This is a genomic window from Streptomyces liliifuscus, assembly GCF_016598615.1.
GTDB classification, from domain to species: Bacteria; Actinomycetota; Actinomycetes; order Streptomycetales; family Streptomycetaceae; genus Streptomyces; species Streptomyces liliifuscus.
In genome coordinates this window covers 3020871-3033777 of record NZ_CP066831.1, presented here as the reverse complement: position 1 = coordinate 3033777, position 12907 = coordinate 3020871, and the positions used below count along the sequence as shown (strand labels likewise).

Annotated in this window: 6 protein-coding genes; 1 reads left to right on the top strand and 5 read right to left on the bottom strand. The window is 69.8% G+C overall.

Features of this window, described 5'->3' with window-relative positions:
* Positions 1 to 28 precede the first annotated feature (28 nt).
* Positions 29 to 2746, top strand: a complete 2718-nt coding sequence (gene acnA / locus JEQ17_RS12765; RefSeq protein WP_200395376.1) for an aconitate hydratase AcnA — start codon at positions 29 to 31, stop codon at positions 2744 to 2746.
* Between the two features lie 165 nt (positions 2747 to 2911).
* On the opposite strand, the gene JEQ17_RS12760 is transcribed toward acnA, so the two are convergent.
* From JEQ17_RS12760 to JEQ17_RS12745, 5 genes are all read right to left on the bottom strand, one after another.
* Positions 2912 to 3361 carry a hypothetical protein gene (locus tag JEQ17_RS12760; RefSeq protein WP_234048176.1) on the bottom strand — a complete coding sequence of 150 codons (450 nt, stop codon included), beginning with the start codon at positions 3359 to 3361 and terminating at the stop codon, positions 2912 to 2914.
* Positions 3358 to 3582, bottom strand: a complete 225-nt coding sequence (locus tag JEQ17_RS50010; protein ID WP_234048175.1) for a hypothetical protein — start codon at positions 3580 to 3582, stop codon at positions 3358 to 3360. The genes JEQ17_RS12760 and JEQ17_RS50010 overlap by 4 nt, the downstream gene beginning before the upstream one ends.
* 90 nt (positions 3583 to 3672) lie before the next feature.
* Positions 3673 to 7371: a S8 family peptidase gene (locus JEQ17_RS12755; RefSeq protein WP_200395375.1), complete on the bottom strand. Its 3699-nt coding sequence runs from the start codon at positions 7369 to 7371 to the stop codon at positions 3673 to 3675.
* A 224-nt stretch (positions 7372 to 7595) separates the two neighbouring features.
* The gene (locus JEQ17_RS12750) at positions 7596 to 8612 is read right to left on the bottom strand and encodes a response regulator transcription factor (RefSeq protein WP_200395374.1); all 1017 of its coding nucleotides are present in this window, start codon (positions 8610 to 8612) and stop codon (positions 7596 to 7598) included.
* Between the two features lie 59 nt (positions 8613 to 8671).
* Complete coding sequence (locus JEQ17_RS12745; RefSeq protein ID WP_200395373.1) at positions 8672 to 12364, bottom strand: S8 family peptidase; 3693 nt, start codon at positions 12362 to 12364, stop codon at positions 8672 to 8674.
* Positions 12365 to 12907 lie beyond the last annotated feature (543 nt).

Here is a 12907-nt window from a genome sequence, read left to right as displayed (position 1 = left end):
TACGCGCACATGAATGAAGGAGACTGTCGTGTCGGCGAACAGCTTCGACGCCCGTAGCACGCTCAGCGTGGGCGACGAGTCGTACGAGATCTTCCGGCTGGACAAGGTGGAAGGCTCGGCCCGCCTTCCGTACAGCCTCAAGGTCCTGCTGGAGAACCTGCTCCGTACCGAGGACGGCGCGAACATCACCGCCGACCACATCCGTGCTCTTGGCGGCTGGGACTCGCAGGCCCAGCCCAGCCAGGAGATCCAGTTCACGCCGGCCCGCGTGATCATGCAGGACTTCACCGGTGTGCCCTGTGTCGTGGACCTCGCGACCATGCGCGAGGCCGTGAAGGAGCTGGGCGGCGACGCGGCGAAGATCAACCCGCTGGCCCCCGCCGAGCTGGTCATCGACCACTCCGTCATCGCCGACAAGTTCGGCACCAACGAGGCGTTCGCCCAGAACGTCGAGCTGGAGTACGGCCGCAACCGCGAGCGCTACCAGTTCCTGCGCTGGGGCCAGACCGCCTTCGACGAGTTCAAGGTCGTCCCGCCGGGCACCGGCATCGTCCACCAGGTCAACATCGAGCACCTGGCCCGGACCGTCATGGTCCGAGGCGGCCAGGCGTACCCCGACACCCTCGTCGGTACGGACTCGCACACCACCATGGTCAACGGCCTGGGCGTACTGGGCTGGGGCGTCGGCGGTATCGAGGCCGAGGCCGCGATGCTCGGCCAGCCGGTCTCGATGCTCATCCCGCGCGTCGTCGGCTTCAAGCTCACCGGTGAGCTCACGCCCGGCACCACCGCCACCGACCTCGTGCTCACGATCACCGAGATGCTCCGCAAGCACGGTGTCGTCGGCAAGTTCGTCGAGTTCTACGGCGAGGGTGTGGCGGCCACGAGCCTCGCCAACCGCGCCACCATCGGCAACATGTCGCCGGAGTTCGGCTCCACCGCCGCGATCTTCCCGATCGACGGCGAGACGCTGAAGTACCTGAAGCTGACCGGCCGCAGCGAGCAGCAGGTCGCCCTCGTCGAGGCGTACGCCAAGGAGCAGGGCCTCTGGCTCGACCCGGCCGCCGAGCCCGACTTCTCGGAGAAGCTGGAGCTGGACCTCTCCACGGTCGTCCCGTCGATCGCCGGTCCCAAGCGCCCGCAGGACCGGATCGTCCTCGCGAACGCCGCCGAGCAGTTCAAGAGCGACGTCCGCAACTACGTCGACACCGCCGACGAGGCCGGCAAGGAGTCCTTCCCGGCCTCCGACGCCCCGGCCAACCACCCCAACGGTGCCCCGTCCAACCCGGTCACCGTGACCGCCGCCGACGGTTCCACGTACGAGATCGACCACGGTGCGGTGACGGTCGCGGCCATCACCTCCTGCACCAACACCTCGAACCCGTACGTCATGGTCGCCGCCGCGCTCGTCGCGAAGAAGGCCGTGGAGAAGGGGCTGACCCGCAAGCCGTGGGTCAAGACCACCCTCGCCCCGGGCTCCAAGGTCGTCACCGACTACTTCGACAAGGCGGGGCTCACCCCCTACCTCGACAAGGTCGGCTTCAACCTCGTCGGCTACGGCTGCACCACCTGCATCGGCAACTCCGGCCCGCTGCCGGAGGAGGTCTCCAAGGCCGTCAACGACCACGACCTGGCCGTGACCTCGGTCCTCTCCGGCAACCGCAACTTCGAGGGCCGGATCAACCCCGACGTCAAGATGAACTACCTGGCGTCCCCGCCGCTGGTCGTCGCGTACGCCCTCGCGGGCTCCATGAAGGTGGACATCACGCGCGACGCGCTCGGTGTCGACCAGGAGGGCAAGCCGGTCTTCCTGACCGACATCTGGCCGACCGAGGCCGAGGTCAACGACGTCGTGGCGAACGCCATCGGCGAGGACATGTTCAACAAGTCCTACCAGGACGTCTTCGCGGGCGACGCCCAGTGGCAGGCGCTGCCGATCCCGACCGGCAACACCTTCGAGTGGGACCCGCAGTCCACCTACGTGCGCAAGCCCCCGTACTTCGAGGGCATGACGATGGAGACCACCCCGGTCTCCGACATCACCGGCGCGCGCGTCCTCGCCAAGCTGGGCGACTCGGTCACCACCGACCACATCTCCCCGGCCGGTGCGATCAAGGCCGACACCCCGGCGGGCAAGTACCTCACCGAGCACGGCATCGAGCGGCGTGACTTCAACTCCTACGGCTCGCGCCGGGGCAACCACGAGGTCATGATCCGCGGCACCTTCGCCAACATCCGCCTGCGCAACCAGATCGCGCCCGGCACCGAGGGCGGCTACACCCGCGACTTCACCGTCGACGGCGGCCCGGTCTCCTTCATCTACGACGCCTCGCGCAACTACATCGAGCAGGGCACCCCGCTGGTCATCCTGGCCGGCAAGGAGTACGGCTCCGGCTCGTCCCGCGACTGGGCGGCCAAGGGCACCGCGCTCCTGGGCGTCAAGGCCGTCGTCGCCGAGTCCTACGAGCGCATCCACCGCTCGAACCTCATCGGCATGGGCGTCATCCCGCTGCAGTACCCGGAGGGTCAGTCCGCCGAGTCCCTCGGCCTGACCGGCGAGGAGGCCTTCTCCATCGCCGGTATCACCGAGCTGAACGACGGCACCACCCCCCGTACGGTCAAGGTCACCACCGACACCGGTGTGGAGTTCGACGCGGTCGTCCGCATCGACACCCCCGGTGAGGCCGACTACTACCGCAACGGCGGCATCCTGCAGTACGTGCTGCGCAGCCTGATCCGCAAGTAGGCGGGCGCCGCAAGTACGCGGTCCAGTACGGCAGTTGAGGGGCCGCACTCCCGGAGACGGGGGTGCGGCCTTTGCCGTGCGGCGGTGACGTGGGGCGCGCGGTCGCTACACCCAGCCCCGCTGGGCGGCCCGTACCCCCAGCTGGAACCTCCCCCCTCGGGGAGTTCACCGCTTCCGGCCGGCTGGCCCGTGCGGAGTCGCCTGCTGCCAGGTCAGGTCGAAGAGCTTCTGCAGGGCCTCGGTCACCGCCGAGTGCCGTACCACGACCGCGCGGTAGCCGCCCGTCTCGGACGCGGTCAGCGGAAGCATCGCCCGACGCCCGTCGACCAGCAGCATCTTGACCGGCACCGAGGGCAACACCCGGGCCTGCTCGCCGAGTTCGACCATCTTCCAGGCATGCGTCAGCACGTCCGGGTCCTCCGTGGCGGTCGGCGCGTCGACGCCCTCGCCGGAGACGACCTCGACCGGCCGGGCGGGCTCCTCGCGCGGCAGCACGGCCTCGTAGGCGGGGGCCATCTCCTCGGCGGTGGCGGCGAGGAGTTCGGACTCCGTCTCGCGCCGCCGAATCAGCGCGCGGATCCCCACCCGTGGGTCGACCGCGCGTAACCCGCTCATGGAGTCCGGGGGTTGGAAAGTCCGAGTGTCAGCAGCCGGTTGCAGGACTCGCGCACCCGTGACGGCGGGCCACCGGTGAGCAGCGCCCAGCCTGCCGCGCCGGTGTCGGGCTGGTTGAGGATCGCCTGGTACACCAGCTCGTCGAAGGCGGAGACCCCCACCGTGGCCCAGGGGCTCGCGGCGGGGGTCTGTCGTGCCGTGTCGTATGCCGTGTTCACCATGGCCCGGCACGGTAGAGGATCTTTGTTGAGGCTGATACACCGCGCCGGGCGGACGGCTGCTCCGGGCCGGCGCGATGAACCGACAGACGGCTACTTCAGGCCGAGGGCCCGCAGCACGGTCTGGTCGATCGCGTTGCCGTCCCGGTCCGTGGCCCGCACGCGCAGCGACACCGACTCGGCGCCCTTCGCGGGCTTGAACCGCGCCTGGCCCTTCTCGACCTTCACCTCCTTCCAGGACGCGCCGTCGTCGTAGGAGGCCCAGGCCTTGAGCGTCTTGGCCCGGACGCTTCCCAGCTGGTTCGCGACCGGCAGCCCGATCTCCAACTCCCGGTCGCTCCTGGCCCGGTTGAGGAGGTCGAGGCCCTCGGGGGCGATGCCGACGGTGAGCAGCGGCAGCGCGCTCTCGGCGTCGGTGTGCGCCGAGGCGAAGGTCCACTCGGTGTGCGTGCTCGTGGAGTACTTCGCCCAGGCGGCCCGGCGTTGCACATCCAGCTCGAAGCGGTACGAGGCCTTGTCCGGCGCCACGTTGAAGATTCCGTAGCCGCCGAGCGTCGAGTCGCCGACCAGTTTTCCGTCCGCGTAGAGCTTGCCCTTCGCGGTGCTGTCGGTGCCGTCGATGTATCCGTAGTGGCCCGGCGTGGAGTCGGTCAACTCGGCCACGGAGAGGGTGACTTTGTCACCTTCGCGCACGGAGAGGCCGTACTCCTCGCTGGTTCCGGGACGGATCACCTGGCGCAGCCAGTTCTCGGTCGGCTCGGTGGCCGGCCGGCTGAAGGTCCGCAGCGGGCTCCACTGACCCCTGAACGTATTCCAGTTGGGGTAGACGACGTGCCAGGTACGGGTGTCGGGGTCGACGTAGTAGTACTCGTCGCGTTCCGTGCCCAGCTGCATGTACACGCTGCTCTCGATGCCGAAGAGCTGCCAGGGGCGGAAGGTGTACAGGGCGTCCGCGCCTATCTCGCCGGCCGTGGCTCCGTGGTAACGGGCAGGCCGCTTCACCGTGTTGGACCTGTCCAGGCTGTACGTCTGGTCCGCGGAGACGGATCCGCTCTGCGCGGCGAGCAGGTTGTAGACGTACGGACTGACCGGCGTGCCACCCAGCTTGAGCGTGACCTTCTTGCCGCTCTGCTTGCCGTTCTGCAGCAGGCCGGTGAGCTTGGCACCCTCCTCGCCGGTGGCGATCATCAGCGGGACGGTGGTCGCGCGGTCCACGGCCTCGACCCAGAAACCGGGCTTGTCGCGGTACACGATGAGGTAACCGGCCCCGGCCTCGGTCGCGTTGTCCAGGGCGCTCTGTGCGCGGTCCGCGGCGCCGACCCTGACCACCGCGAGCTTGCCCTTGACGTCGAGCCCCGCGAAGTCGGCCTCGGTACCGCCGCCCGCGTCCACCGCCTGGACCTTGCGGTCGCCGCTGATCTTCAACGGGAAGTCGTTGTAGGTCTGGGAGTAGTAGAGCGAGGACAGCTCGACCTTCTCGGGGCTGGTGACGCTCGCCGTCAACTCCTTCGCGTAGAGCCGGAACTTGGCGGAGAACTCCAGGGTTCCCTCGGTGACCTTCTCGGTCGGCGTCACATAGACGTGGTCGGTCCAGAAGCCCTGGCTGTAGGTGAGGCCCCAGCCGCTGCCCGGCCCCTCGCGGTGCACATTGGTGCTGAAGCCCTGGAACTCGGAGTCCTGCTTGGTCTTCGGCTTGATCTCCACTGCCTTGCGGGCGTCCAGCACGACCTCCGTGTCCTTGCCGACCTTGATCTCGGGGTTGATGACCACCGAGGTGCCGACGGCCGTCCCACCCGCGTCGCGGTCCGGGATCCAGGTCGACATGGAGTAGGTGCCCGCCGGAACCTGCCAGGTCCAGCCGGAGCCGAGGAAGCCGTACTCGTCGGGGTAGGCGCCGTTCAGCTCCATCAGCGTGTAGATCGAGCCCCCGGTGGGCGGCTTGCCGTCGCGGCCCAGGAGCGAGACCTTGAGGTCGTACGTCTTGGGCGCCTTCTCGAAGCCGACGGCCGTGGTGACCTGGATGCCGTCGGCGGTCGCAGTGACATGGCCCGTGTACCGCCCCTGGGCCTCCTTCGCGGGGTCGACGCCGACCGGGACCGTGGCGGTGCCCTTGGCCGGAACCGTCACCGTACCGTCGCCCGGGACGGCCGCGGCGAGCGACGAGGCGACCTTCAACTCCACTGCCGTGTCAGTGGTGTTGGTGTACGTGATGTCCTTGCTGACGACCCCGGCGTCACCGTCCTCGAACTTGCCGAAGCTCAGTGCCGGAGTCGCGAAGACGCCCTGCCGGACCGCCCGTACAGCGTCGACCCGGCCGTCGCCCTGCTCGAACACGGAGTTGTCGGCGTTCGTCTTCGCCGTACTGGCGAGGGACTGCTTGATCTGCTGTCCCGTCCAGTCCGGATGGGCCTGCGCGACCAGGGCCGCCGCGCCCGAGACATGCGGCGTCGCCATCGAAGTGCCTCCCGCCGTCGTGTAGTTGGCGTCGACCGGCGTACCCATGGAGGTGCCCGAGGCGCGGGCCGCCGTGATGGCCGCGCCCGGGGCGGTGATCTCCGGCTTGACCGCGGAGTCGCCGAGACGCGGGCCGCGACTGGAGAACGGGGCGAGCTTGTCGTCCTTGTCGACCGCGCCCACCGTCAGCGCCGAGTCGGCGATGCCCGGGGTGCCGATGGTCTGCTCGTACGGGCCGGTGTTGCCCGCCGCGACGACGAAGAGGGCGCCCGTGGAGGCGGAGAGCTCGTCGACGCTCTGGCTGAGCGCGTCGGAGGGGCCCGACGCCGTACCGCCCAGCGACATCGACACGATCTTCGCACCGGAGCGGGCCGCCCACTCCATGCCCGCGATGATCCACGAGGACTGGCCCCGGCCGTCGTTGCCCAGCACCTTGCCGACCAGCAGCTCGGCGCCCGGCGCGACTCCCTTGCGTTTGCCGTCCGAGGCCGCGCCCGAACCGACGATCGTGGACGCCACATGCGTGCCGTGGCCATGACCGTCCTGCACCGCCTGGTCCGGTACGAAGCTCTGGGACTCGGCGACCTTCCCCGCGAGGTCCGGGTGCCCGGTGTCCACGCCCGTGTCCAGGACGGCGACCTTGACGCCCTTGCCGTCGTAGCCCGACTGCCACACATCGGGCGCGCCGATCTGAGGGACGCTCACGTCCAGGGACGCCTTCACCTTGGCGTCCAGCCAGATCTTCTCGATGCCGTCGCCGAGCTGCTTCGCGGCCTTCGTGGTGGGTTCGGTGCCGAGCGAGGGGGCGATGTCCGCCCAGAAGGCGGTGGACTTCTTCGCGCTGAGTGCCGCGCCGTCGATGCCGGGCAGCGCGAGCGTGCGGCGCGCTCCGTTCGGAGTCTCGCTGCCCTTGCTGTAGGTGGCGATGACCGGGGTGGCGCCGGTCCTGGCATCGGCGTAGCCCTGCTTCACCAACTGGGTGATGTTGAACAGGGCCGGGTCGAGACGGCCCGCCCGGAGCAGCGGGACGGCGTCCGCGGGGATGACGCTGATCTCGCCCTCGCGCTCGCTGGACAGGAAGGTGGCGGCCTCACGGCCCTTGCCGCGCCGGACGTCGACGGCGTTCCTGCCGTCCGCCCCCGCGGTGATCGACACGGTGTCGCCGGTGAGAAGGGTGACGGTCTGGGTGCCGGTGGCGCCTGGTGTGGTGACGCTCGGCACGGGCGTGGCACCCGGATCGGTGACCGGGGACTCGGGGCCGGCCATCGCCGGGGTGATGACCCCCGCAAGCAGTGCGGCTGCTCCTGCCACGGCCCAGAGGGCGTGGAGTCTTCGCATGTGTGGACTTCCTCCCCTGAACTCTGCAAAGGCTTCCGGCCTGGTGGGCGGAAGCCATGTAACAGAGTGAGCGGTGTGCGGAAGGCGCTTCAAGGGATTCCTGTGGCCAGGGCGTGCCAATGCACCCTTCGGCCACGGCAGTCGACGGAGGCGGGGCCGTGCTCCCGACCAGGGCGCGGCCCTTCGCCTCGCAGGGGCCCGAACAGCGGGGCCTGTTGCGGCCCTTACACCCAGCCGCGTTGGGCAGCCCGTACCCCCAGTTGGAACCTGCTCGCCGCCCCCAGCCGGTCCTGCAGTTCACTCACCCGCCGCCGCAGGGTTCGCAGGCTCACTCCCAGATGGCGGGCCACCGCCTCGTCCTTCATCCCGGCCGCCAGCAACCGGATCAACGTCCGCTCGCTTTCCAGGAGTTCACCGTCGCCGGTCGGCTGGCCGAGCGGTGTCGCCTGCTGCCAGGCCATTTCGAAGAGCTTCTGCAGGGCTTCGGTGACCGCCGAGTGCCACACCACGACGGCGCAGTAGCCGCCCGCCGCCGAGGCGGTCAGCGGCAGCATCGCCCGGCACCCGTCGACCACCAGCAGCTTGAGGGGCACGGACGGCAACACCCGCGCCTGCTCACCGAGTTCCACCATCTTCCAGGTGCGGGACAGTATCTTCGGGTCCTCCAGGGCCGTCGCCGCGTACACCCCGCGAGAGACGATCCCGCGGCGCAGCAGATCGGCCTGGAGATCCGCCTGCGGTGCCGGCGGGGCGAGATACGGCGGCGTGTCGAAGAGGCACACCTCCCGTTCGGCGCGTGCGTACATCTCCTCCAGACGTGCCGCGATGGCGCCTTCGCCGGAGGCGACCTCGATCAGCCGGGACGGTTCCTCCCGCAGCAGCCCGGCCTCGTACGCGGTGCCCATCTCCTCGGCGGTGGCCGCGAGCAGTTCGGACTCCGTCTCGCGCCGGCGGATGAGCGCGCGCACCGCGACCCGGGGGTCGACCGCCCGTAACCCGCCCATGGAGTCCGGCGGCTGGAGCAGCCCGAGCCCGAGGAGTTGGTTGCAGGTCTCGCGCACCTGGGCCGGCGAGCCGCCGGTCAGCAGGGCCCAGCCGGCGGCACCGGCGTCGGGCTGATGGAGGATCGCCTGGTACACCCGCTCCTGGAAGGCGGACACCCCCACCGCGGCCCAAGGGCTCGCGGCAGGGGCGCGTCCCGCCGTGTTCTGTCCCGCCGTGCCATATGCCGTGTTCACCATGGCTCGGCACGGTAGGCGATCTTTGTTAACTCTGTTGTCGTACCGGTCCGGGCCGCCGTCTACTTCAGGCCGAAGGCCCGCAGGACGGTCTGGTCGACCGTGTTGCCCTCCCGGTCGGCGGCCCGTACGCGCAGGGACACGAACTCGGCGCCCTTCGGGTGCTTGAGTTCCGCCTTGCCGCCCCGGACCTTCACCTCCTTCCAGGACACGCCGTCGTCGTACGACACCCAGGCCTTCAGTTCACGGGCCGTGATGCCCGACTTCTGGTCCCGCACGGAGAGTTCGAGCTTCGACTTCCGCTTCGCCTCCGCCCGGTTGAGCAGGTCGAGCCCGTCCAGGCCGTAGTCGACGGAGAGCAGCGGCAGCGCGGTCTGCTGGTTCGTGTGCGCCGACGCGAAGGACCATTCGGTGTGGGTGCTGGTGGAGTACGTGGCCCAGTCGGCCTTGCGCTGCGCATCGAGCACGAAGCGGTACGAGGCCTTCGTCGCCGGGACGTCGAACGTGCCGTAGCCGCCTAGCGCGCTGTTGCCGACCAGCTTCCCGTCCGCGTACAACGTGCCCTTCGCGGTGTCCTGGGCGCCGTCCACACTCGCGTAGTGACCCGGTGTCGCGTCGCTCAACTCCGGCACCCTGAGGGCGAGTTTGTCACCGGTGCGCTGGGAGAGGCCGTACCGCTCGCTGGTCGCCGGGCGGACGACCTGCCGCAGCCACTCCTCGGTGGGCGCCCTGCCCGCCTTGTCGAAGGTCCGCAGGTCGTTCCACTGACCCCTGCCGGTCTGCCAGTTCGGGGTGACGGTGTTCCAGATGCGGGTGTCGGGATCGACGTTGTAGTACTCGGTGCGTGTCGTGCCCAGGGGGGCGTACTGGCTGGTCTCGATGGCGGCGCCCTGCCACGGGCGGTACCGGTAGACGGCGTCCTTGCCGACGTCACCGGCCCGGCTCCCGTGGTAACGCACCTTCTGCTGCACGGTGTTGGAGCTGTTCAGTGAGTACGTCTGGTTCTTCGAGATGGCGCCGGTCTGCGGGAACATCACGTTGTAGACGTACGGGCTGACCGCGGTGCCGTCCAGTTTCAGCGTGACCTTCTTCCCGCTCTTCAGCAGCGCGCCGAGCTTCGCACCGTCCTCGCCGGTGGCCACCATCAGCGGGATCGTCGCGCTGTCCACCCAGGAGATCCAGTACCCGGGCTTCTCCTGGTACGCGATGACGTAACCGGCCCCGGCCTCGGTCGCGTTGGCCAGCGCCTCGTCCGCGGTCTTCCCGGCGGCCAGCCGGACCACCGCCACCTTGCCCTTGACGTCGAGCCCCTGGAAGTCGGCCGCGGTGCCGCTGCCAGCGTCCACTGCCCGCACCGTGCGCTTTCCGCTGAACTTCACCGGAAGGCTGTCGTTCTGCGAGTAGTCGAGAGGCAGCGCGTACTTCTCGGGACTGCTGACGCTCGCCGTCAGCTCCTTCTCGTACAGACGGAACTTGGAGGAGAACTCGAACAGGCCCTCGGTGACCTTCTCGGTCGGAGCGACATAGACGCGGTCGGTCCACCAGTTCTGGGCGTAGGTCGCTCCGAAGGCGGTTCCGGGCCCTTCCCGGTGCCAGTTGGTGCTGAAGCCCTGGAACTCGGAGTTCTCCTTCGTCCTCGGCTTGATCTCGACGGCCTTGCGCGCGTCGAAGACGACCTCGGTGTCCTTGTCGACCTTGATCTCCGGATCACCGACGACGGAGGTGGCGACCTCCAGTCCGGCCGCGTCCCGCTCCGGGATCCAGGTCGCCATGGAGTACGTACCGGCCGGCACCTTGAAGGTGTAGCCGCGGCCGAGGAACCCGTGGCTGTCCGGGTACGCGCCGTTCAGCTCCTGCAGCACGAAGAGCGACGCCGAGGTCGACGGCTGGCCGCTCCGGTTCACCAGCGAGACCTTCAGGTCGTAGGTCTTCGGCAGTTTCTCGAAGCCGACGGCCGTGGTGACCCGGACGCCGTCGGCGCTCGCGGTGACATGGCCCGTGTACCGGCCCTCGGCCTCCTCGGCCGGGTCGACCGTGACCGTGACGGTGGCGGTGCCCTTCGCGGGGACCGTCACGACATCCGCGCCCAGGGCGGCCTCGGTGAGCGAGGACGCCAGCTTCAACTCCACTGCCTTGTCGGTGGTATTGGTGTACGTGATGTCCTTGCTCGCGGCCTCGGCTCCGTCGGCCTCGTATTGGCCGAAGCTGAGCGCCGGGGTGGCGAAGACGCCCTGCCCGACCGCCCGTACGGCGTCGACGCGGCCGTCGCCCTGCTCGAACACGGAGGCGTCGGGGCTGGTCTTGGCAGTGGTGGCCAGAGCCTGCTTGATCTGCTGTCCCGTCCAGTCGGGATGCGCCTGCGCCACCAGTGCCGCGGTGCCCGAGACATGCGGCGTCGCCATCGACGTGCCGCTCGCCGTCGTGTACCTGTCGTCGACAGGCGTGCTCCCCGGCATGTTCGTGCCAAGGGAACGGGCCGCCGTGATCCCCACGCCCGGCGCGGTGATCTCCGGCTTGATGGCCGAGTCGCCGAGCCGTGGGCCGCGGCTGGAGAACGAGGCCAGCTTGTCGGACCCATCGACCGCGCCCACGGTCAGCGCGGAGTCCGCGATGCCCGGGGTGCCGACCGTCTTCTCGGACGGGCCCGAGTTACCCGACGCGATCACGAAGAGGGCGCCGGTGGACGCGGACAACTCGTCCACGGTCTCACTCAGCACGTCGGAGGGGCCGGACGCGTCACCGCCCAGCGACATCGAGACGATCTTCGCACCGGAGCGCGCGGCCCAGTCCATGCCGTCGAGGATCCAGGAGGTCTGGCCGCGGCCGTCGTTGCCCAGTACCTTGCCGACCAGCAGCTCCGTACCGGGTGCCACGCCCTTGCGCTTGCCGTCGGAGGCGGCGCCGGAACCGGCGATCGTGGACGCGACATGGGTGCCGTGGCCGTGGCCGTCCTGCACGGTCTGGTCCGGTACGAAGCTCTTCGTCTCCGCGAGCTTTCCCGCCAGATCCGGGTGGCCGGTGTCCACGCCCGTGTCCAGGACGGCGACCTTGACGCCCCTGCCGTCGTAGCCCGACTGCCACACCTCGGGCGCGCCGATCTGCGGGACGCTCTTGTCGAGGGACACCTTCACCTTGGCGTCCAGCCAGATCTTGGCGATGCCGTCGCCGAGCTGCTTCGCGGCCTTCGTGGTGGGTTCGGCGCCGAGCGCGGGGGCGATGTCCGCCCAGAAGGCGGTGGACTTCTTCGCGCTCAGTGCTGCTCCGTCGATCCCCGGGAGTGCGAGTGTGCGGCGTGCGCCGTCGGGCGTCGCGCTGCCCTTCGTGTAGGTGGCGATGAGCGGGGTGGTGCCGGTCGTGGCGTCGCTGTACCCCTGCTTCACCAGCTGGGTGATGTTGAACAGGGCCGGATCGAGGCGGCCGGCCTGGACCAGCGGGATCGCGTCCGCCGGCAGCACGCTGATCTCGCCGTCGCGTTCGGTGGACAGGAAGGTGGCGGCCTCGCGGCCCTTGCCGCGCCGGACGTCGACGGCGTACTTGCCGTCCGGACCGGCGGTGAGCGACACCGTGTCGCCTGTGAGGAGGGTGACGGTCTGCGTGGTCCCGGCGCGGGATACCGCTCCGGTTCCCGCTCCGGTCCTCGTGGTCGCGTCGGACTTGGTGACCGTGTCTCCGGGACCGGCCGTCGCGGGCGTGACTGCCCCCGCGAGCAGTCCGGCAGCTCCGGCCACGGCCCAGAGGGCGTGGTGTCTTCGCATGGGTGGACGTCCTCCCCTGAACGCTGACAACGCTTCCGGCCTGGTGGGCGGAAGCCAGTGATCAGAGTGGGCGCCGCGCGGCAGGGGGCTCAAGGGATTCGCGTGGCCGAGGAATGCCAATGCCCCTTTTGGCCAGGGGAGTTGATGGGCTGCCTACGCCCGGGGGCGGGTCGCCGTCTGCCCCGGCCCACCGGGTCGCACGGCTGCGGCTCAGGCGGAACACAGCGTTCTGCCAGCGAACCGGGACAGGATCAAGACATGTCTGGCATCCGAAGGGAGCACGTCCGCGTGCTGAACGTCGACGACGAAACCGGCCACACGGGACCGCGCTCCGGGGTCGGCACGAGTTCCGTCACCGCGACCGGCACTGGGTCCGTCACCGCGACCGGTGGGCGGCCGTGCCGGGTTGCGGACGGCGCGTCCGTGCCGTGCGTCGGGCACAGCGGGATTGCGCACAGCGGTGGTGCGCACAGCGGTACGGCGCACAGTCGCGGGGCGCGCGGCGGCGTCCGGCGCGGCGACGCCCTCGACGGAACGCGACAC

What these genes read in the sequence shown, in the direction of transcription:
- JEQ17_RS12760 (WP_234048176.1), bottom strand. Translation starts at nt 3,361, where the DNA reads ATGAGCGGGTTACGCGCGGTCGACCCACGGGTGGGGATCCGCGCGCTG.
- JEQ17_RS50010 (WP_234048175.1), bottom strand. Translation starts at nt 3,582, where the DNA reads ATGGTGAACACGGCATACGACACGGCACGACAGACCCCCGCCGCGAGC.
- JEQ17_RS12755 (WP_200395375.1), bottom strand. Translation starts at nt 7,371, where the DNA reads ATGCGAAGACTCCACGCCCTCTGGGCCGTGGCAGGAGCAGCCGCACTG.
- JEQ17_RS12750 (WP_200395374.1), bottom strand. Translation starts at nt 8,612, where the DNA reads ATGGTGAACACGGCATATGGCACGGCGGGACAGAACACGGCGGGACGC.
- JEQ17_RS12745 (WP_200395373.1), bottom strand. Translation starts at nt 12,364, where the DNA reads ATGCGAAGACACCACGCCCTCTGGGCCGTGGCCGGAGCTGCCGGACTG.